Genomic DNA, 20,523 nt, shown 5'->3' with positions numbered 1-20,523 from the left:
CCCGACCGATGCCGGGCTTATTTTTTTGGTGTCAGCTTCAGCAACCGGCCCGGATTGTCGTCCTCGATCAGCCAGACGGCGCCATCCGGCCCCACCGCCACATTGCGGATACGGTTTTCCATTTCAAAGCGTTCCGCTTCGTCCGCCTTGCCGCTCTTGTCGATCACGACACGCACCAGCGACATGACCGAAAGTCCGCCGATGAGCGCCGAACCGCGCCATTCGGGAAACATGTCCCCCTCGTAGAAGGCAAGCCCAGCCGGAGCGATGACCGGCGTCCAGTAAACCAATGGCGGCTCGAATTCCGGACGTGTGCTATGGCGCGGGATCGGCCGGCCACTATAATTGTCGCCGTTCGAGACAAGCGGCCAGCCGTAATTGAGACCGGGCTTGATGAGGTTGAATTCGTCGCCGCCGCGCGGCCCCATCTCATGTTCCCAGAGCTTTCCATCGGGACCGAAGGCCAGCCCGTAAGGGTTACGATGGCCGGTAGACCAGGTCAGTGCCCGCACACCATCCGCATCGGCATGCGGATTATCCTTCGGAACGGACCCGTCGAGATTCATGCGGAGGATTTTTCCCATCGGCGCTGCATCGTCCTGCGCGGTTGCAGGCAACATGCGATCGCCGACGGAGAAGAACAGATGCTTGCCGTCCGGCGCAAATGCGATAATGCCGCCCGGCTGTCCGCCACGCGCCGCCGCATCCTGCTTCCAGATGGTGGTCCTGTCCTTCAGCGCCGCCTTGCCGTCACCTTCATCCAGAACAGCGCGTGCCAGCACCACACTGCTGCCGCTCTGCGCCGGTTCGTTATAGGAAAAATAGACCGCCTTGCTCTTCTCGAAGTCGGGTGCGGGCGCGATGTCAAGCAGACCGTTCTGACCGCCGAAAGCGACTTCCGGCACACCATCGACCGCAATTTTGTCACCCGTTTGCGTGACGATGAAAATCTTGCCGCCCTTCTCCGTCAGAAGCAGCCTGCCATCGGGCAGAAAGGCGATCGCCCATGGCGTATCGAATTCGGCCACCGGCGTTACCGCAAACGGAGCATTTGCTGCGGCCTGCCTGCCGCCAGCGTTGACACTCTCAGCCGAAGCGTTCGCCACCGGCAGGGCGACCATCGATGCAGCCAGAACAAACGGCAGGCTAAAAAGGACGCGTCGCATATTTCCTCCTCAAATCACATCGACGGAAACAGGCGGGGTTTCCTCACTGGTTTCTTACATGGGGTTCGCAACCCGGATATAAAACCAGTTTCGGCAAAAACATGCGATGCCCGTATGAAAGGCCTAAACCGTTTGAAAAATATTTCAAACGTTTCAATGACTTGCGCTCGCCATAGTTTTAACCAACACTCCCTCATCGCCTTGATAGAAGGAGCGTTGCATATGACCGAACGTCTTGAAGATATTGCGATTGCACTGGTAGCGGCAGGAAAAGGCATTCTCGCCGCCGATGAAAGTTCAGGCACCATCAAGAAGCGTTTTGACGCGATCGATCTCGGATCCACCGAAGACACGCGCCGCGATTATCGCGAAATGCTCTTCCGCGCGGACGAAGCGATGAAGAACTATATTTCGGGTGTCATTCTGTATGATGAAACCATAAGGCAGAAGGCCAAGGACGGCACCCCGCTTGTCGAAATCATCCGCAACGCTGGCGCGGTCCCGGGCATCAAGGTCGATGCGGGTGCAAAACCCCTCGCGGGTTTTGAAGGCGAAACCATCACCGAGGGGCTGGATGGCCTGCGCGAGCGGCTCAATGAATATCATGGGCTTGGCGCACGTTTCGCCAAATGGCGCGCGGTGATCTCGATTTCCGACGGCCTGCCCACATGGGGCGCGGTGAAGCAGAATGCGCAGGCGCTCGCCCGCTACGCCGCCCTCTGTCAGGAAGCAAACATCGTACCGATTGTCGAACCCGAAGTGCTGATGGACGGCAAGCCGGGCAATCACACCATCGACCGTTGTTATGACGTGACGGAATGGGTTCTCAAGACGGTGTTTACGGAACTTTACGATGCCCGCGTCCGGCTCGAAGGCATGATCCTGAAGCCGAACATGGTCATCGACGGCAAGAATGCCCGCAAGGCTTCCGTGGAAGAAGTGGCGGAGAAGACCGTCCGCTGTTTCCGCAACTCCGTTCCGGCAGCAGTGCCCGGCATCGCCTTCCTTTCCGGCGGCCAGACGGGTGAAGAAGCGACAGCCCATTTGTCCGCCATGAATGCTGGCTTCGACATGCCATGGAAAATGACCTTTTCCTATGGCCGGGCCTTGCAGGCGGCGGCACTGGAAGCCTGGGGCGGCAGGGATGAGAATATCGCAGCCGGTCAGCGCGCTTTCGCGCATCGGGCAAAGATGAACGGCCTTGCTGCCACCGGCGGCTGGAAAAAGGAACTGGAAAAGGCGGCCTGAGCCGCCTTTCATCCCTCGTGCAGATGAAAGCCGACCGCCAGCGCCATCACCAGAAGGGCGATGGCGGCGATTTTCCAGAAGTCGCCGCGCCGCTTCAGGCCCGGCAAGCCGAGGGGTTTTATGATGTGCAGGCCCATCAGAAGAACGAGCAGCACGGGCAGGATTTTTGTCACAGATCACCTCTCTGTCTCCTTGTGACGCAGCAAGGTGATCGCCGCAAGACACGCGCAGCAGACACAACCGTTTTGCCGGCATGCTTCGCCTTCATCTTAAGTTTCATGGACGAATTACCGTTGGCCGACATAAACTGTACGCGGAGGTGATGAAAGGCGCATGGAGGAGATGGGCCGCAGGGGGCCGATCTTGCGCTTTCGTCAGCAGACTAACCATGCGCCCGCCCGCTGGCGTTGCGCGTGCTTCTGGGAGGAAGAGCATGACTTCGAAATATGCCGAAACCTATGCCGCATGGCAGGCCGATCCTGAACGCTTCTGGGCTGAAGCGGCGCAGGCAATCGACTGGTTCAAGCCATGGGAACAGGTTTTTGCGGGCGACGAAGGTGTCTATGGCCGCTGGTTCAAGGGTGCTGAGTGCAATACCTGTTATAATGCGCTCGACCGCCATATCGCCAACGGGCGCGGCGAGCAGGTCGCGCTGATCTATGAAAGTCCAGTCACCGGCAAGGTCCGGAAATTCACCTATCGCGAACTGCTGGAGGAAGTGGAGGCGCTTTCCGCCGTCATGCTCGACAATGGTGTGACGAAAGGCGACCGCGTTCTCATCTATATGCCGATGGTTCCCGAAGCAGCCGTCGCCATGCTGGCTGCGGCCCGCATCGGCGCCGTCCATTCCGTGGTTTTCGGCGGATTTGCCGCCAATGAGCTTGCAACCCGCATCGACGACGCCAAGCCGGTGATGATCATCGCCGGGTCCTGCGGCATCGAACCGACGCGCGTGGTGCCATATCAGGCCATGCTGGATAAAGCGATTTCACTCGCGCACCATAAAGTCGATCATTGCATCATCTTGCAGCGCGAACAGCACCGGCACGAGCCGGTGGCGGGCCGCGACATCGACTATCGCGAAGCCGTCGATGCCGCGCGTGGCCGCCATGTCCCCTGCGTAGCCGTCCAGGCAACCGATCCGCTTTATGTGCTCTACACCTCCGGTACGACCGGGGAGCCCAAAGGCGTCGTGCGCGACAATGGCGGGCATATGGTGGCGCTCGCCTGGTCCATGAAGCACGTTTTTGGCGTGGAGCCCGGTCAGGTATGGTGGGCGGCGTCCGATGTGGGCTGGGTCGTCGGCCATTCCTATATCGTCTATGGGCCGCTGATCCATGGCGCGACCAGCATCCTGTTCGAGGGCAAGCCGATCGGCACACCGGATGCGGGCACCTATTGGCGCATCATCGCGGAGCATGGCGTTGAGGTGATGTTCACCGCACCGACAGCGCTGCGCGCCATCAAGAAGGACGACGCGGACGGCAATTTCGTGCGCCGCTACGACCTTTCGAAGTTCCGCGCCCTTTATCTTGCTGGCGAACGCGCCGATCCGGACACGATTCACTGGGCCGAAAACCTGCTGGGCTGTCCGGTGATCGATCATTGGTGGCAGACGGAAAGCGGCTGGCCCATGGTCGCCAATCCGCTTGGCCTCGGGCTTCTGGAAACGAGATATGGTTCACCGGCCGTCTGCCTGCCGGGATATGATATCCGCGTGCTGGACGATGAAGGCCATGAACTCGAGCGCGGCCAGCTTGGCAATATCCTCATCAAGCTGCCGCTGCCGCCGGGCTGCCTGCCGACGCTCTGGAATGCTGACGAGCGCTTCCGCAAGGCCTATCTGAACGAATTTCCGGGCTACTATAAAACCGCCGATGCGGGTTACATGGACGAGGACGGCTATCTCTACATCATGAGCCGCACCGACGACATCATCAATGTCGCCGGCCATCGCCTGTCCACGGGCGCGATGGAAGAAGTGCTTTCAAGCCATCCCGACGTTGCCGAATGCGCGGTGCTCGGCATTTCCGATCCCCTGAAGGGGCAGGTTCCCTGCGGTTTCCTGGTGTTGAAATCCAACATCGAACGCGATCCGCAGGAGGTGGAGAAGGAATGCGTCAGCATGGTGCGGGACATCATCGGCCCTGTTGCCGCCTTCCGGCTTGCGCTGACCGTCAAACGCCTGCCGAAGACGCGCTCCGGCAAGATTTTGCGTTCCACGATCCAGAAGATCGCTGACGGCGAAGAATGGACGATGCCAGCCACAATTGACGACCCGGCTATTCTGGACGAAATCAGCACTGTTCTGCGCGAGCGTCACACTGGCCTCGCCTTCGCCTGATCCATTCCCGAACTATTGACCGGCGGTTTCCGCCGGTCCAATCTCCACGCAAACTGGAGATCGACCATGCAATTAGAAGGCAAGGTGGCCATCGTCACCGGCGCTGCCCGCGGTATTGGCTATGCCATAGCAAAACGCTTCCTGCTGGACGGTGCAAGCGTTGTCCTGTCCGACATCGACAATGCCGCAGCCATGCGCGCAGCCAGGGATCTGGAGCAGTTCGGCCCGGTGCATCCCATGGCTGCCGACGTGGGCGACAAGCTCGACATTCACAATCTCCTGACCTTCACCATAACCAACCTCGGCGAGATCGATATTCTCGTCAACAATGCCGGTATCGTGCATCAGGCGGATTTCCTCGATCTCAAGGAAGAAGATTTCGACCGCGTGATGCGGGTCAATCTCAAGGGTGCGTTTCTGTGCGGACAGGCCGTGGCCAAACGCATGGTGGAGCGCGTCGAATCGGGCGGCGATCCGGGCACAATCATCAACATGTCGTCGATCAACGCCATCTTCGGCCTGCCCGAGCAACTCGCCTATTCCGTTTCCAAGGGCGGATTGAACCAACTGACACGCTCCATGGCAGTAGCGCTCGCTCGCTGGGGGATTCGCGTCAATGCGATCGGCCCGGGCTCCATAGAGACCGACATGCTTTCCGCCGTGAACACCGACGCCGATGCCCGCAACGCGATCCTTTCGCGAACGCCGCTCGGTCGCATCGGCCAAGCATCTGAAATTGCTTCGATAGCATCATTTCTGGCATCGCGGGAGGCGAGCTATGTGACAGGCCAGACCATCTATGCCGATGGCGGGCGCCTGCCTCTCAGCTATATGGCAGCACCGCGCTACAAGGCGTGACGTTGCGATCCCGTTCCATTGGGACGATAATAAAGGACGGATTTGCTCCTGACAGATAGCTGTCAGGAGGGGTGTGCGATACTGCGTATCCAAGGATGAGGGAGTTTTCACCATGGCACTCGCAATCGCACCATTGATCGCAGTCTTGAAGGAATACAAGCGCAGGCAGGACGAACGCCGCCGGTTTATCCGCACACAGCGCGTCATCGACGGTCTGCCAAAAGACCTGCGCAAGGATCTGGGCTGGCCGGATCGTTATCTGGAACAGCGCAAAACCAGATACTGCAACGGAGAATAAAACGGAATGCGCCGTGCAGACCGCCTTTTCCAGATCGTTCAGCACCTGCGCGGTGGCAGGCTTGTCACCGCGCGCCAGTTGGCCGAACGGTTGGAAGTCTCCGAACGCACCATCTACCGCGACATCTCCGACCTGCAATCGACCGGCGTCCCCATCGATGGCGAAGCAGGCGTCGGCTACATTCTGAGGCAGGGTTTCGAGCTGCCGCCGCTCATGTTCACGCGCGACGAAATCGTGGCGCTTGTCGCAGGGGCGCGCCTCATCCGCGCCTGGGGCGGTGTCTCCATGGCGCGGGGCGCGGAAGAGGCTCTCGTCAAGATCGAAGCCGTGCTGCCCAAGGAAGAGCGCGCCCGCATCACCAGCACGCAGATTCACGCGCCAACGGCGCGCATCAGCATGGACGAGCGCCGCATCATCGACGCGGTGGAACGCGCCGTCGATCAGGGCAATGTCCTCAACATCCGCTATCGCGATCTGGAATCGCGCGAAAGCGAGCGTGATATTCGTCCGCTCGGCCTCTGGTTCTGGGGTAAGGTCTGGACGGTTATCGGCTGGTGCGAATTGCGCAATGCTTTCCGCACATTCCGCACCGACCGCATCGTGGAGGCGAGCGACGCAGGCCGCCTCTTCCGCGCCGAACGCGGCAAGACGCTGGCAGATTTCTACCGCCTCATGGAATTGAGCGAATATAACGCCTTCAAGGACTGAATACTTCGGCTACTCCCAAGGCAACCGCCGCTTGAACCGGTTCGGCAGTCTGTTCACGACAGACCTGTCGAACCGATTCTCTTTTCCATCATGATCCTGACCAACTGCTCGATCACATATTGTACCCCGCGATCTTCCTGACGGCGCTTGTGCCAGGCGATATGCAACGGAAAACCTGCAACGGGAATCGGCGGCGGAAAAGCCGCGAGGGAAGACGTATCCTCGGGCATACAGCGCGAGGGCAGCATGGCGATCATATCGGTGTTGGCCAGCAATTCCGGCACCATGCCGAAATTCGGTACAACCACACCCACTCGGCGGCTTAATCCCCGCTCCGCGAGCGTGCGGTCGACCGGGCTGCTGTCGTCTCCGCGCCCGGAGACGAGGATATGCGGATATGCAAGCCAGCTCTCCAGCGAGAATGCGTTTGCTGCCGCATGATCCCGGCGCATTGCAATAATGTAGTTCTCCTCCAGCAGCAGGCGGCGCTGAAGCTCCTTATCCGCATCAGGAAAGACGGAGAGGGCAAGATCGCTTTCTCCTGTCACGAGCGCCACCCGCGCCGCCTCGGCACCATGCCACGGTTGGACAATGATATTGATCCCCGGTGCAATGTGCGCAAGCGTCTTCAATAGAGGCCCTATGACGAAGATGGCAGGATAATCCGCCATGCAGACGCGTATCGTCTGCTGCAGCGACACAAGCGGGACTTCGGGCGGATCAACCAGGTCGACCACCCCTGCCAGCAAAGTTTTCAGGGAAGCACGCAATGTTTCCGCTTTCGGAGTGCGCCGCATCGTGCCGCGCGCCCGTTCCAAAAGCTGGTCGTTGAACAAGGCGCGGCAGCGCTGCAAAGCATTCGATACAGCAGGCTGCGTCAGGTTAAGCCGATCAGCAGCCCGGCTCACATGCGCTTCATCGAGAAGGGCATCCAGTATCACCAGAAGATTGAGATCGAGCGAACGTAAATTCATAAAATCAATAATAGTATATATCTATTATAAATTGGAGCAATTTAGTTACTGGTGGCATCGTCTCCGTCAGCCCGAAGGAGACAACCATGTCCAAGACGCTGATCTTACTTTTTCATCCCGATCTGACACGATCCCGCACCAACGCAGCGCTTGCCGCCGCAGCTGCAAAATTGCCCGGCGCGGAGATCGTCGACATGCAGGCCGCTTATCCGCAGGGGATCGATTTCTTGAAGGATAGCGAGCGTGAAGCATTGCGACTTCTGTCGGCTGATCGCATTGTCCTGCAATTTCCGGTCCAATGGTATTCCACACCGCCCCTTCTCAAGGCATGGCAAGATGCCGTACTGACCCGCATGTTCTACATTGCCTATGAGCAGGAGGGCCGCAAGCTCGAAGGGACGCCGCTCCTGATCGCCGCGACAGCAGGAAATGTCCCCGAAGCCTATCGCGAAGGCGGGCGCAACATGTTCCCGATGATTGAACTTTTCGCCCCATTGCGGGCAACAGCGAACCGTTGCGGGCTCGGCTGGGCAACGCCGTTTGTGCTGTATGCCGCCGACAAGATATCAACCGAAGCGCTGGAGGATGCGGCCAACCGCTATGCGGACGCCCTCAAAGTCTGGATCTCCGCGACGTCCACTCCCAACAGCGAGGCGGCAGCTTGACCCAACAAAAAAGCCCGGCAGAACCGGGCTTCTTGCATTTCGGCAAGCGATGTCGCTTCCCGACTATTCTTCCTCGTCTTCGTCGTCAGTATTCGCGCCCTTGAGCGAAGAGAGCTTGGCGAAAACCTTGTCGGCATCGAGCTCGTCTTCCGCAGGCTGCTCGTCACGATAATCGAAATTCTCGGTCGCAGAAGCTGGCAGCAAGGTGCTGTCCGCTTCGGGCGCGGCCGGACGATTGCGCGACGCACGTTCGACTTCGATGTCGAGATCGATCTGAGAGCAGAGGCCGAGGGTAACCGGATCCATCGCCGTCAGATTTGCCGAGTTCCAGTGCGTGCGGTTGCGAATCTGCTCGATGGTCGACTTGGTCGTGCCGATCAGGCGGGAAATCTGCGCATCCTTCAATTCAGGATGATTGCGTACCAGCCAGAGAATCGCATTCGGGCGGTCCTGACGCTTGGAAAGCGGCGTATAACGCGGGCCCTTGCGCTTGGCTTCAGGAACACGAACCTTCGGTTCGGCAAGCTTCAGGCGATAATAAGGGTCCTTTTCGCCCTTCGCGATTTCTTCACGCGAAATCTGGCCGGTAATGACCGGGTCGAGACCCTTGATACCCTGCGAAGCTTCACCGTCGGCAATAGCCTTCACTTCCAGCGGGTGCAGCTTGCAGAAAGCGGCAATCTGGTCAAACGACAGGGCCGTATTATCGACAAGCCAAACGGCCGTTGCCTTCGGCATAAGAAGCTGGGTGGCCATTAGATATAATCCTTCTGTTCGTCCGCTCCGGTGGCGCGGGACGTGGGCAAAACCACAATTTCCGGGAAATCACGGCCTATATATCGTTTTTTTGTCGCCAGAGCAAGAATGGCTCTCAAGCTAAAGAGCCTGAACCACAAAGCGCCATTTGCCGCCACACAGGACGGCTTTGGAACGGCTCTAGGCAATATCGAGTACGATCTTGCCGATATGCCTCCCCTCCTCCATCCGTTCATGCGCGCGCCAGGCATCTTTCAGCGAAAAGATCATGTCCATCACTGGCGCGACGCGGCGCTGCGCCAGAAGCGGCCAGACCTTTGCCTCCAGTTCCCGCGCAATGCCAGCCTTGAACTCGACCGGCCGCGGACGAAGCGTGGAGCCGGTATGGGTCAGGCGCTTGGTCATCAACAGCGCGAAATTGGCCGTGGCTTTCGCACCATTGAGAAAGGCGATCTGCACGATGCGGCCATCTTCGGCCGCAGCCTTGTAATTGCGATCGACGTAGTCACCGCCGACCATATCGAGAATCACATCGGCACCTCTGCCTTTGGTCGTGTCCTTGACGACCTCGACAAAATCCTCGTCCCTATAATTGACGGCGCGATCAGCCCCGAGCTTTAGACAGGCGTCGCACTTTTCCTTAGAGCCAGCAGTCGCAATGACGGTCGCGCCGAATGCCTTGGCTAGCTGGATAGCCGTCGTGCCGATCCCCGACGAGCCCCCATGAACCAGAAACGTCTCGCCTTTCTTCAATCCTCCGCGCTCGAAAACATTGTGCCAGACGGTGAAGAAAGTCTCCGGGATAGCAGCCGCTTCGATGTAGCCATAGCCGGAAGGCAGGGGCAGAGCATTGGTTTCATGCACGACGGCATATTCGGCATAGCCACCGCCAGCCAGCAATGCGACGACCTGATCGCCGAGCTTGAAACGCTTGACGCCGCTGCCGACGGCTACAATGTCACCGGCAATTTCCAGGCCCGGAATATCGGACGCACCGGGCGGCGGCGCATATTGTCCCAGCCGCTGCAAGACATCCGGGCGGTTGACCCCGGCGGCACGCACCCGCACCAGAATTTCACTTTCCTTGGGTTCCGGCACCGAGCGCTGAACAGGGCGAAGCATATGGGGTCTGCCCGGTTCGGAAATTTCGATAGCGGTCATCTGGGAAGGAAGGTCGGTCATCATGCTCAAGACTCCATTCAGATTTCGTACCCTGCGCCGTGGTCAGGTGCCCCATCGGCACCGTCGCACAAATGCCGCATGACGGATGCAAGACACCGCGTTAGGGAAATCGTCATCGATTTTCCCAAATATATATGCGACGATTCAAGGTGTTAAATCTTTTCTGAGCCATCATTGACCACGGAGGACGGCTATGAGCGGTTTCGATGAGGATGTGGCGAAGCCCCGCTGCAGCGTGGCGCTGAGCCAGGAGGAACTGTCGCTGCTTTCGGTCACCGAGATCGACCAGCGCATTGCCCTGCTGCAATCCGAAATAGAGCGATTGAAGGCAGAACGCCTCAAAAAGGGCGACAGCCGCGCAGCGGCGGAAGCATTGTTTCGATAGGGGAACTCGTCAGCGGAAATGGATGCCGGAGCAAAATCGCCGGAACCATTTCCGGACGAAATGTTTAGGAACAATAGTCACTGATCGCAATGGCCGCTTGACATCGACGGCCCAGCTTCAAGTTGCGGGAATAGAATTTTGCGCATTTACATTCAGGTTCTGGCCCTCCTTTGCGGCACAGCCTTTCTCCTCATCGCCTCCGGACTTCATGGTCTCCTGCTGCCACTGCGCGGTGGCGCGGAAGGATTTTCGGTCACATCGCTGGGCATGCTCGGCACCACCTGGGCTGGCGGTTTCGTTGCGGGCTGTCTGTTCGCGCCGCGCCTTGTGCGCCGCGTCGGCCATGTACGGGCATTCGGATGTTTTGCTGCATCAGCCGCGATCATCGCTCTGCTTTCCGGCGTCTTCGTGGATGCAACCATCTGGGTGATCCTGCGCGCTTTCACCGGCTTTTCCATGGCCGGTGCCTTCATGGTCATCGAAAGCTGGCTGAATGAGCGGGCGACCAACGAATCACGCGGCAAGATTTTCGGCATGTACATGATGGTCAACTATGGGGCCACCATGTCCGGGCAGATGCTGGTGGCCGCAGGCGATGTGCGCTCCGATCACCTGTTCATGATAAGCGGCGTCTTCTTCTGCCTGGCCCTTATCCCGACCGCGATTTCCACGGCTGTCAGCCCCAAGCCGCTGACGGAAGTGCAGCTCGATCTCAAGGCGCTCTATAACAATTCCCCCGCAGCCTTTGTCGGCTGCATACTGATCGGCATCGCCAATGGCGCCTGGGGTACGCTTGGAGCGGTATTTGGCGCGAAATCCGGGATTTCAACCACCGAGATCGCCTTGATGGTCAGCGTCACCATCGCAGCCGGCGCCCTGATGCAGATTCCGATCGGTCGCATTTCCGATCTGGTGGACCGGCGTTTCGTACTCGCCAGCGTTGCGGCTCTGGCGGCACTGGTTGGCCTGATCGCCTTTCTCGTCGCGCCTACCAGCGGTCCCGTCATTATCGCGATGACCGGCTGTTACGGCGCGCTCGCCTATGCGCTCTATCCCGTTGCGGTCGCCCACGCGAACGACCATGCAACATCGGAAAGCTTCGTGAAAGTGTCGAGCGGACTTCTGCTGCTTTACGGGTTCGGCACGATGCTTGGGCCGCTTCTGGCGGCTGCGGCGATGGATATTTTCTGGCCCTCAGGCCTCTTTGCCATCACCATGCTCGCGCATATTTCCATCACCGGTTATGCGCTGTTCCGCTCCCGCAGGCGCGCTTCGGTTCCCAAAGAGAACAAGGACCAGTTCATGAGCATGCCGTCGGAACGCGGTGCTACGCCGGAAGCGTTGAACCTTGACCCGAGAGCGGAGACGGAAGGTTGACGGCGTTAAAAATCGCCATCGACAAACAGAACCAATCAAATAATTGAACCAATATGTTCGGCGGCTGTGGCACAGCCGCCAATGCAGCAGTACAGCGTCATGACCATGACATGGAAAAGCGCACTGCTGTGGTGCAACATTCCCTGTCCACGACAAGGCAATTCAGGCTCGCGAGAACCTTTCAACAGCCAAAGTCTTTGGTTTGATACGCCTTATCCAACCGCGATCAAAACGCGGCTTCCCTGTCAGTGACGCGTTACCTGGGATCTCAGTTTTTCGATCTGGTCCTTGAGCATAAGCTTCTTGCGCTTGAGAGATGCAACGTGCAGGTCATCCATTGCCGGTGACGCCAGGGCTTCGGAAATTTCCTGTTCCAGAGCGCCGTGCTTCTTTTCGAGCGTGGCAAGATGGGACTCGATAGCCATCATCAGATCTCCTTTGGTTGATTTCCCTGATTTACGGAACGGCGTGGACCTTGTTTGCCCGCCATCCCGCCATTCAACCTGCATGAGCGCCCGGCACATCTCCTGTATTTCCGGGCCAAACACGCAGTCCCGGCTGCCAAGGATGCGGTGGTGTTTGTCGCCTTCGACAGCCGCGTCCATGACAGAACCATGACAGTTTGGCATGAGTTTGATGCAAAGTCGATTTTGTCGTGGTAGCATTTTCCTGACGCGAAAAATGTGATAAGGGCTTCGCCGGAAACGGGCTGACGCCGCACCTTTTCATGGGTTGGCGCAGCCCGTAAAACTATTCAACAGAACGGGGCACCGCATGTCCGATCAGGAACAGGCCGAAATCAGATTGGCCGTCGCACGTCTGAAACAGGAACACGCGGACTTCGATGCTGCCATAAACGCCATGATAGCGGTTGGCTGCGACCAATTGCGCGTGCAGCGCATGAAAAAGAAAAAGCTCGCAATCAAGGACAAGTTGCAGGAAATGGAAGATCGGGTGATCCCCGACATCATCGCCTGAATGTCCACAACGATCCATAATTAGAGCCGGGGTTCGCCCGGCTTTATCTTTTCAGCATCATCCACCAACTACATGAAAGAAGCGGAGCAGGAAGATCAATGAGCGTTACTGCCGATGTCGCCATCATCATGGGAAGCCAGTCCGACTGGGAAACCATGCGCCATGCAGCGGACACACTCGAAGCACTCGGCATTTCCTTCGATGCCCGGATCGTTTCCGCGCATCGCACCCCTGATCGTCTCGTTGCCTTCGCCAAGGGCGCCAAGGCAGAAGGTTTCAAGGTCGTCATCGCGGGCGCAGGCGGCGCAGCCCATCTGCCAGGCATGGCGGCAGCCATGACGCCGCTTCCCGTCTTCGGCGTCCCGGTCCAGTCCAAGGCGCTTTCAGGCCAGGACTCGCTTCTCTCCATCGTCCAGATGCCGGCCGGCATCCCTGTCGGTACGCTGGCGATCGGCCGCGCCGGTGCGGTCAATGCCGCACTGCTCGCAGCAGCCGTCTTGGCGCTTTACGATGAGGCGCTCGCAGCCCGTCTTGACGAGTGGCGCGCGGCGCAGACGGAAAGCGTAGCGGAACGTCCTTCAAACGAGGCCTGATATGAACACTTCTGTACTGAAGCCCGGTGCAACCATCGGCATCATCGGCGGCGGGCAGCTCGGCAGGATGCTTGCCATGGCCGCAGCGCGGCTCGGCTTTCAAACCGTGATACTGGAGCCGCAGGCCGATTGCCCGGCAGCACAGGTCGCCAATCACCAGATCGTCGCGGCCTATGACGATCCGAAGGCGCTTGCGGAGCTTGCCGCAGCTTCCGATGTCATTACCTACGAATTCGAGAACGTGCCGGTGAGCGCCGCCGACCGGCTGGCAGAAACCGCTCTGGTCCTGCCGCCGCCCGCAGCGCTTGAAGTCTCGCAGGATCGCTTTGCCGAAAAGCAGTTCCTCAATGAAAGCGGTATCGAGACGGCTCCCTGGCGCCTCGTGGACGATGAAGAATCCCTGATCGCGGCCCTGGGAGCGCTTGGCGAGCGCGGCATCCTCAAGACGCGACGTCTGGGCTATGACGGCAAGGGACAGGTCCGCCTGGCCTCGCTCGACGAGAGCGAAGCCCACAAGGCGATTCTTGCCATCAATCGCGCCCCGGCGATCCTCGAAGGTTTCGTCGATTTCGAACGTGAAGTCTCGGTGATTGCAGCACGCGACCGGTCTGGAAACGTCGCAATCTTCGATATTGCCGAAAACGTGCACAAGGACGGCATCCTTGCCACCTCGACCGTTCCGGCTGCGATTTCCGAGAACACAGCGGAAGCTGCCCGCAAAGCCGCTACAAAGCTTTTGAATGCGCTTAATTATGTCGGCGTGCTGGGGCTCGAATTCTTCGTCCTGAAGGACGGAACGCTGCTGGCGAACGAGTTTGCCCCGCGTGTCCATAATTCCGGCCACTGGACGGAAGCGGCCTGCGCCATTTCGCAGTTCGAACAGCATATCCGCGCCGTTGCCGGATTGCCTCTCGGCAGCACCGAACGCCATTCCGATTGCGTAATGGAAAACCTGATCGGCGACGACGTCGACAAGGTTCCAGCGATTCTCTCCGAAAAGGATGCCGTGCTGCACCTCTACGGTAAAAAGGAAGCACGTCCGGGCCGCAAAATGGGCCATGTGACGCGCATCCAGCCTCGCAGGAAATGATGTTCATCGGGAATCCCGTCGATTCCCGATGAATCTTTTGCCGCCTGCCAAGAATTTCAGCTCCTGCACCCTGAATCTGCGGCTCAGGAGTTGACATTTGCCTGAAACCTTGTGTATTTCGGCCAACCCTTCGGGCATCTAACAGTGCCTGTAACCAATTGGCGCCTCGGGCGCCTGTTTTTATGAAGCCCCGCGGCATCTGCACGTCAACGGGCCAACAAGACCGGTGATTGACATGAAGATCAAGAACTCGCTTAAAGCGCTTAAGGCCCGTCATCGCGACTGCCAGCTGGTCCGCCGCAAGGGCCGCGTATACATCATCAATAAGACCGCCCCGCGCTACAAGGCTCGCCAGGGCTAATCTTATTTCTGATTTTGCATTTGACGTTTCGCTGCGCATGATAAAATCTATGCGCATGCGGAACGTTTTTGCATGTCTGGTTTCTTTTTCTGTGGTCGCATCGCTGGGTGCAACTGTGCCGTCGGCTTATGCCGAAGTCGCGCCCGGCAAGGTGCCGCTTACCGCACCGCTGACGCCCGTTCAGACCGGCCCCGACAGCGAACAGAAACCGACCCCGGAAAAACCTGCGCCGGATGCAGCCCAAACGCCTGAAGAGCGCCTCGACAAGCTCTTTGCCGATCTTCGCCGTACAACGGATGAAGCCAAGGCACGGCGCATTGCTTCGCAGATCAACACGCTGTGGTCGCAGTCGGGCAGCGCAACAGTCGATCTCCTCATGCAATGGGCGAACGCGGCGATGCTGGAGCAGCGCTATCCTTCGGCCATCGACTTCCTGAACGAAGCGATCGCGCTCGACCCGGAATATGCGGAAGCATGGAACCGTCGCGCTACGGTCTATTTCCTTAAAAAAGATTATGCCCATGCCATGTACGACATCAATCGTACGTTGGAACTGGAACCGCGCCATTATGGCGCCCTGACCGGCATGGCGGCCATATTGCGCCTGCGCGGCCTCAAGGAACAGGCGCTGAAAGCCTATGAACAGGCCCTGATCGTTTATCCGATGATGCGCGACGCACAGAAGAACTTCAATGATCTGGCTGATGAACTGACCGACACTCGGACTTAGAGCGTCCCTGCCTCCTCCAATTCATCTCTGTTCAAAGAAAAACGCGCTCTCAAAGAGCGCGTTTTTTTGGATGGCGTCTGCCACGACTGGATGAGATTCCGGCTGTGGCGAGCCGAAAATGGTGGAGTTTGAGAACCGGTGCGGAATGTACTTCCACGCATAGTCCCGAAAAGTTGCAGACTTTTCGGATTAGACTTTGCGTCAAAGAACGCACATGAGCACCGGAAGCGCAAAACGACGCCATTTGCAGGCCGTCACGGCCGGAATATCGCCAGTCTAGATGCCCGATTTTCCATCTGGCCCTATATAGGCGATGCGCAGCATGTTGGTCGCGCCCGGCGTTCCGAACGGGACACCGGCGGTGATGATGACGCGGTCGCCTGCCTTGCCAAACTCTTCGTGGAAGACGATTTCGCAAGCATGGTTGACCATGTCTTCAAGGTCGTGCGCATCATCGGTAACAACGCAATGCAGGCCCCAGACGAGCGACAGCTTGCGGGCGGTATCGACAACCGGCGACAGAGCGATAATCGGCGTGCGCGGCCGTTCGCGGGCAGCGCGCAGGCCGGTCGTGCCGGACGCGGTATAGGTGACAATGGCCGAAAGCTTCAGCGTTTCCGCGATCTGGCGTGCAGCGAGCGAGATTGCGTCGGCACCAGTCGGCTCCGGTGCTGCGCGCTGCGCATCGATGATGGTCGAATAGGTCGGTTCCTTTTCCACCTGCTCCGCGATGCGGTTCATGGTGGCGACAGCTTCGACCGGGTACTGGCCGGAGGCGGATTCAGCCGAAAGCATGATCGCGTCAGCACCTTCAAACACCGCGGTCGCAACGTCGGAAACTTCGGCGCGGGTCGGAACCGGAGCAGTAATCATCGATTCCAGCATCTGCGTGGCGACCACGACCGGCTTGCCGGCGCGGCGTGCCTTGCGGGTGATCTGCTTCTGAATGCCCGGAACGCTTTCAAGCGGCATTTCAACGCCGAGATCACCGCGCGCAACCATCAATGCGTCAGAAAGCTCGATGATTTCATCAAGACGCGTCACGGCCTGCGGCTTCTCGATCTTCGACATCAGGCCGACCTTGCCGCGCGAAACCTTGCGCACCTCGGCCAGATCTTCCGGACGCTGGATGAAGGAAAGCGCAACCCAGTCGATTTCTTCCTTCAGAACGGCGTCGAGGTCCTTGCGGTCCTTTTCCGTCAGCGCGCCGACGCCAAGCGTCGTATCCGGGAGGCTGACGCCCTTGCGATCCGAAATGCGCGTTCCGGAGATCACCTTGCAGCGGATCGACTTGCCGTCGCTTGCCTCGGCTACGAGGTGCAGCTTGCCATCGTCGATCAGCAGGCGATGACCCGGCTCGACAGCTTCAAGAATTTCCGGGTGCGGAAGATAGACGCGGGTTTCATCGCCGGGCGCTTCGTTATTGTCGAGGGTGAAGGTCTGGCCGGGAACGAGATCGACCTTACCGTCCTTGAACTTGCCGACGCGCAGCTTCGGACCCTGAAGATCGGCCAGAATGCCGATCGGACGGCCCAGTTCCTTTTCCACATTGCGAATGCGCTTGACGAGGGTGCGCATCAGATCATGGTCGGCGTGACTCATGTTGATGCGGAACACATCCGCGCCTGCCTCAAACAGCTTGCGGATGACGGCTTCCTCGCCTGACGCCGGACCTAGCGTGGCGAGAATCTTGACCTTGCGGTTGCGCTTCATTGACTATTCGTTCCTGTAACAGTGGGGTTTTCTGTCGGCGTTTCATCGGTGAGCTGAACCATCCAGCTCGATTGTTCCCCGGTGTCGTATTCCTGGAAGCCGTTGCGCTGGAAACCGCGCGCGAAGCAATCCTGGACGCCAGTAATACGGAATTCTTTTTCGGCCACGCACATGTTGACCTTGCCCTCCCAGCGCCCGCCGCCCTGGGCGTCTTCGGCGTAGAGGTAGTAGTAGCGGGATGAAAGCGGGCCTTCGAGCAGCGTCTTGCAGGCAGCGCCTTCAATATGCCACCAGCCCTCGGTCACCCAGCCGGTCTTGGCGCGGTAGCCGATGGCAACGCCGACCAGGTTCTGGGTTGCGTTACATACGCGGAAATCCGCCCTGGCCTCTATGGATGTCATGCCCAGCGCAGTCATCAGCACACCGGCAAACAAAACTAGAGATCGTGGAAGTCGCATACGCAGAACCCCTTCAGCCCGCTATCGGTTTTATCGAACAATTTATATTGCACAAGGAAATCCATCTCGGGGACATCCCGTTTCGGGTCGCTCTCTTTTCGGCAGTTTCGCCTTTGATGTCAACGCAATCCCATTGATTACAGGTACTCTCGATCGAAGAATGATCGTTGCAATCCCGGCTTTCTCATGACAGACCTGAAACAGCTTCCCGCACAACACAGAAATAATCTCAAAGTTCAGCCTCGGATTCCGCCCTATGCCGCTTCAATCCGGATCAATCGCTTCGACACAATTCTCACCGGTATACACTGTCGATGGAGATTTCAGCCTCGGCCTGCTCCTGACCGCCGACCATGCACGGCGCGATGTTCCAGCCGAATATGGCACGCTTGGTTTGCAGAAAAGTGAATTCGACCGTCATATCGCCTATGATATCGGCGTCGAGAATTTGACGCGCGGGCTCGCCAGCCGTCTGAGCGCGCCGGCGGTCCTCGGTGGTTTTTCGCGCCTCCTGATCGATCCCAATCGCGGGGAGGACGATCCGACGCTGATCATGCAGCTGTCCGACGGGGCGGTCATCTCCGGCAACTATCCGATGTCCGCAGGCGAACGTGAAGAACGCCTCCAACGCTTCTACCGCCCCTATCACGACGCGGTTGCCCGGGCGAGCGAACGCGTGGCGGCCGAAAGCGGGGCTGCGCCCTTCATCGTTTCGATCCATTCCTTTACGCCGCGCTGGAAGCACAAGGCCCGTCCCTGGCAGATCGGCCTTCTCTGGGACAAGGACGACCGAGCCGTAAAGCCGCTTCTGTCGCTGCTGCGTGAAAACCCTGACCTGACGGTCGGCGATAACGAACCTTATGACGGCGCGCTCAAGAACGACGCCATGTACCGGCATGCGACCGCGAAGGGCTTCGCCCATGTCCTGATCGAAGTGCGGCAGGACCTGATTGCCGATGACAAGGGAGCGGCTGAATGGGCCCACCGGCTTGCCCCCATGATCGCGCATATCAATACACTTCCCGACATCCACACTGTCCGGCATTTCGGCTCGCGCGCCGATCGCATCGAATAACGGGCCTGTCAGGAGAGGCTTTGCCCGCTATCCACAGGGCTTGACCCGCCAAATCGGGTCGTGCATCGAAAAAGGCTCTTAATTTTGCCTGCGACTCGCGGGAAAAACGGTCCAGACTTTCGAGAAGCGGTTTCGCGCCGTGCGCGACCGCATCATCATTGAATTTGAATTGGAGAACTCCTCGTGAGCGACGACATTACCAGCGAAGCCCAAACGATTGCTGTCGGCCAGTTGCGTGCTTTCATCGAGCGCATCGAGCGCCTTGAAGAAGAAAAAAAGACCATCGGCGACGATATCAAGGAAGTTTACGCGGAATTGAAGGGTTCGGGGTTTGACAGCAAGGTCGTGAGGACCATTATTCGTCTGCGTAAAAAAGAAGACCATGAACGTCAGGAAGAAGAAGCCATGCTGCAGCTCTATATGGACGCACTTGGCATGAGCTGATTTCGGCTCTTCCCGGAGCCTCTCCTCTTCCTGAAATCGAAACCCGACGGATCATTCGCGGTCCGTATTCAGTGTCTGAGAAAAAGCGCCATTGCAGCAAGGCATGGTGGTTTGTGAATCGGACACTCAGAGGAAGGGGACAGGATCTATGGAGTTCAGAAAGCTCGGACGTACCGAACTTAGTGTTTCGCCGCTTTGCTTCGGCGGCAATGTATTTGGATGGACGGTCGACGAAGCGACATCGTTCTCGCTTCTCGACCGTTTTGTCGATGCCGGTTTCAATTTCATCGACACAGCCGATGTCTATTCCGCCTGGGCGCCCGGCAATGTGGGCGGCGAATCCGAAACCATTATCGGCAACTGGCTGAAATCCCGCGGCCTGCGCGACAAGGTGGTCATCGCCACCAAGGTCGGCGGCGAATTGGGGCCTGACGAAAAGGGCCTTTCCCCGGCCTATATCCGCAAGGCGGTCGATGCTTCCCTCAAGCGGCTGCAGACGGATTACATCGATCTCTATCAATCGCACTGGGATGACCCGGAAACACCGTTCGAAGATGTGCTCGGCACCTATAAGGAGTTGATGGAGGCCGGCAAGGTGCGGGCCATCGGTGCGTCCAATCTTACGCCGGAGCGACTGACCGAGGCGCTGAACGTCGCCCATTCACATGACCTGCCGCGCTACGAAAGCCTGCAACCGCTTTATAATCTTTATGATCGCGGGGATTTCGAAAACGGGCTGGCAAAAATCTGTCGTGACAACGAGATCGGCGTAATTTCCTATTATTCGCTGGCTGCGGGATTCCTGACCGGAAAATACCGTTCCGCTGACGATCTCGGACAAAGCGCGCGCGGAAAATCAGTCGAAAAATATCTGACGGATCGCGGGTCGCGGATCATTGCGGCACTTGATGACGTGGCCCGCAATCTCGATGTCACGCCTGCTCAGGTTGCGATCGCCTGGCTCATCGCCCAGCCGTCAGTCACAGCCCCCATTGCCAGCGCCACACGCTCGGCCCAGCTGGGCGAACTGATCGCCGCAGCCGAACTGGAACTCAGCGAGGATGAAATCACCTTGTTGAACGAGGCAAGCCGTTAAACTTCAGAGCATCCATCGAAGGGT

At 58.5% G+C, this 20,523-nt stretch carries 24 protein-coding genes; 16 read left to right on the top strand and 8 right to left on the bottom strand.

Annotated elements, in window-relative coordinates; genetic code table 11:
* Positions 1–17 precede the first annotated feature (17 nt).
* Entirely contained in the window at positions 18–1,166 is a 1,149-nt protein-coding gene (locus ACOWVS_RS15015; protein WP_063620140.1) for a PQQ-dependent sugar dehydrogenase, read from the bottom strand.
* A 222-nt stretch (positions 1,167–1,388) separates the two neighbouring features.
* On the opposite strand from ACOWVS_RS15015, the gene ACOWVS_RS15010 reads away from it, so the two are divergent.
* Positions 1,389–2,414, top strand: a complete 1,026-nt coding sequence (locus ACOWVS_RS15010; RefSeq protein ID WP_063620141.1) for a class I fructose-bisphosphate aldolase — start codon at positions 1,389–1,391, stop codon at positions 2,412–2,414.
* Positions 2,415–2,422: 8 nt separating this feature from the next.
* On the opposite strand, the gene ACOWVS_RS15005 is transcribed toward ACOWVS_RS15010, so the two are convergent.
* Positions 2,423–2,587 (bottom strand): hypothetical protein, encoded by a 165-nt coding sequence (locus ACOWVS_RS15005; RefSeq protein WP_162994761.1) that lies wholly within the window; start codon positions 2,585–2,587, stop codon positions 2,423–2,425.
* A gap of 260 nt (positions 2,588–2,847) precedes the next feature.
* On the opposite strand from ACOWVS_RS15005, the gene ACOWVS_RS15000 reads away from it, so the two are divergent.
* The 4 genes from ACOWVS_RS15000 (at position 2,848) to ACOWVS_RS14985 (ending at position 6,622) form a co-directional block, all read left to right on the top strand.
* Positions 2,848–4,758: a propionyl-CoA synthetase gene (locus ACOWVS_RS15000; protein ID WP_063620142.1), complete on the top strand. Its 1,911-nt coding sequence runs from the start codon at positions 2,848–2,850 to the stop codon at positions 4,756–4,758.
* A 66-nt stretch (positions 4,759–4,824) separates the two neighbouring features.
* Entirely contained in the window at positions 4,825–5,616 is a 792-nt protein-coding gene (locus ACOWVS_RS14995; protein WP_063620143.1) for an SDR family NAD(P)-dependent oxidoreductase, read from the top strand.
* 112 nt (positions 5,617–5,728) lie between these two features.
* On the top strand, positions 5,729–5,914 hold the full coding sequence (locus ACOWVS_RS14990; protein WP_021588023.1) for a hypothetical protein: 186 nt from the start codon (positions 5,729–5,731) through the stop codon (positions 5,912–5,914).
* Between the two features lie 6 nt (positions 5,915–5,920).
* A complete protein-coding gene (locus ACOWVS_RS14985) occupies positions 5,921–6,622 on the top strand; it encodes a helix-turn-helix transcriptional regulator (protein WP_006467756.1) in 702 nt (233 codons plus the stop codon).
* A gap of 53 nt (positions 6,623–6,675) precedes the next feature.
* Here the strand turns inward: ACOWVS_RS14985 and ACOWVS_RS14980 are convergent, their stop codons facing one another.
* Entirely contained in the window at positions 6,676–7,596 is a 921-nt protein-coding gene (locus ACOWVS_RS14980) for a LysR family transcriptional regulator (protein WP_063620144.1), read from the bottom strand.
* A gap of 86 nt (positions 7,597–7,682) precedes the next feature.
* On the opposite strand from ACOWVS_RS14980, the gene ACOWVS_RS14975 reads away from it, so the two are divergent.
* Entirely contained in the window at positions 7,683–8,261 is a 579-nt protein-coding gene (locus ACOWVS_RS14975; protein WP_063620145.1) for an NAD(P)H-dependent oxidoreductase, read from the top strand.
* A gap of 63 nt (positions 8,262–8,324) precedes the next feature.
* Here ACOWVS_RS14975 and ACOWVS_RS14970 read toward each other — a convergent pair whose 3' ends face one another.
* Positions 8,325–9,017 (bottom strand): DUF1013 domain-containing protein, encoded by a 693-nt coding sequence (locus ACOWVS_RS14970; RefSeq protein WP_006467758.1) that lies wholly within the window; start codon positions 9,015–9,017, stop codon positions 8,325–8,327.
* Positions 9,018–9,197: 180 nt separating this feature from the next.
* A complete protein-coding gene (locus ACOWVS_RS14965; protein ID WP_063620146.1) occupies positions 9,198–10,202 on the bottom strand; it encodes an NAD(P)H-quinone oxidoreductase in 1,005 nt (334 codons plus the stop codon).
* Between the two features lie 190 nt (positions 10,203–10,392).
* Here ACOWVS_RS14965 and ACOWVS_RS14960 point away from each other — a divergent pair, with 190 nt between their 5' ends.
* Positions 10,393–10,584, top strand: a complete 192-nt coding sequence (locus ACOWVS_RS14960) for a DUF1192 domain-containing protein (RefSeq protein ID WP_063620147.1) — start codon at positions 10,393–10,395, stop codon at positions 10,582–10,584.
* Positions 10,585–10,722: 138 nt separating this feature from the next.
* Complete coding sequence (locus tag ACOWVS_RS14955) at positions 10,723–11,961, top strand: MFS transporter (protein WP_063620148.1); 1,239 nt, start codon at positions 10,723–10,725, stop codon at positions 11,959–11,961.
* Between the two features lie 245 nt (positions 11,962–12,206).
* Here the strand turns inward: ACOWVS_RS14955 and ACOWVS_RS14950 are convergent, their stop codons facing one another.
* Positions 12,207–12,389: a YdcH family protein gene (locus ACOWVS_RS14950; RefSeq protein WP_021588029.1), complete on the bottom strand. Its 183-nt coding sequence runs from the start codon at positions 12,387–12,389 to the stop codon at positions 12,207–12,209.
* A gap of 346 nt (positions 12,390–12,735) precedes the next feature.
* Between ACOWVS_RS14950 and ACOWVS_RS14945 the strand changes: the two genes are divergently transcribed.
* From ACOWVS_RS14945 to ACOWVS_RS14925, 5 genes are all read left to right on the top strand, one after another.
* Positions 12,736–12,939, top strand: a complete 204-nt coding sequence (locus ACOWVS_RS14945; RefSeq protein ID WP_006471281.1) for a YdcH family protein — start codon at positions 12,736–12,738, stop codon at positions 12,937–12,939.
* 98 nt (positions 12,940–13,037) lie between these two features.
* Positions 13,038–13,532 (top strand): 5-(carboxyamino)imidazole ribonucleotide mutase, encoded by a 495-nt coding sequence (gene purE / locus ACOWVS_RS14940; protein ID WP_006467764.1) that lies wholly within the window; start codon positions 13,038–13,040, stop codon positions 13,530–13,532.
* Position 13,533: 1 nt separating this feature from the next.
* Entirely contained in the window at positions 13,534–14,622 is a 1,089-nt protein-coding gene (locus tag ACOWVS_RS14935; RefSeq protein ID WP_075042037.1) for a 5-(carboxyamino)imidazole ribonucleotide synthase, read from the top strand.
* 235 nt (positions 14,623–14,857) lie between these two features.
* Complete coding sequence (gene ykgO, locus ACOWVS_RS14930; protein ID WP_006467766.1) at positions 14,858–14,983, top strand: type B 50S ribosomal protein L36; 126 nt, start codon at positions 14,858–14,860, stop codon at positions 14,981–14,983.
* A 37-nt stretch (positions 14,984–15,020) separates the two neighbouring features.
* A complete protein-coding gene (locus ACOWVS_RS14925) occupies positions 15,021–15,713 on the top strand; it encodes a tetratricopeptide repeat protein (RefSeq protein ID WP_063620150.1) in 693 nt (230 codons plus the stop codon).
* A gap of 276 nt (positions 15,714–15,989) precedes the next feature.
* Here the strand turns inward: ACOWVS_RS14925 and pyk are convergent, their stop codons facing one another.
* Both pyk and ACOWVS_RS14915 read right to left on the bottom strand, forming a co-directional pair.
* On the bottom strand, positions 15,990–17,426 hold the full coding sequence (gene pyk / locus ACOWVS_RS14920) for a pyruvate kinase (RefSeq protein ID WP_006467768.1): 1,437 nt from the start codon (positions 17,424–17,426) through the stop codon (positions 15,990–15,992).
* Positions 17,423–17,884: a DUF1036 domain-containing protein gene (locus tag ACOWVS_RS14915; protein WP_025090863.1), complete on the bottom strand. Its 462-nt coding sequence runs from the start codon at positions 17,882–17,884 to the stop codon at positions 17,423–17,425. The genes pyk and ACOWVS_RS14915 overlap by 4 nt, the downstream gene beginning before the upstream one ends.
* A gap of 256 nt (positions 17,885–18,140) precedes the next feature.
* On the opposite strand from ACOWVS_RS14915, the gene ACOWVS_RS14910 reads away from it, so the two are divergent.
* The 3 genes from ACOWVS_RS14910 (at position 18,141) to ACOWVS_RS14900 (ending at position 20,499) form a co-directional block, all read left to right on the top strand.
* Positions 18,141–18,959, top strand: coding sequence for an N-formylglutamate amidohydrolase (locus ACOWVS_RS14910; RefSeq protein ID WP_063620151.1), 819 nt, complete (start codon positions 18,141–18,143; stop codon positions 18,957–18,959).
* Positions 18,960–19,142: 183 nt separating this feature from the next.
* Positions 19,143–19,403, top strand: coding sequence for a DUF2312 domain-containing protein (locus ACOWVS_RS14905; RefSeq protein ID WP_002964837.1), 261 nt, complete (start codon positions 19,143–19,145; stop codon positions 19,401–19,403).
* A gap of 148 nt (positions 19,404–19,551) precedes the next feature.
* Positions 19,552–20,499: an aldo/keto reductase gene (locus ACOWVS_RS14900; RefSeq protein WP_063620152.1), complete on the top strand. Its 948-nt coding sequence runs from the start codon at positions 19,552–19,554 to the stop codon at positions 20,497–20,499.
* Positions 20,500–20,523 lie beyond the last annotated feature (24 nt).

Origin of the sequence: Brucella sp. IR068 (assembly GCF_049065885.1) — a bacterium.
In the GTDB taxonomy this organism is placed as follows: domain Bacteria; phylum Pseudomonadota; class Alphaproteobacteria; order Rhizobiales; family Rhizobiaceae; genus Brucella; species Brucella intermedia.
This window is presented reverse-complemented; position numbering and strand designations above follow the sequence as displayed.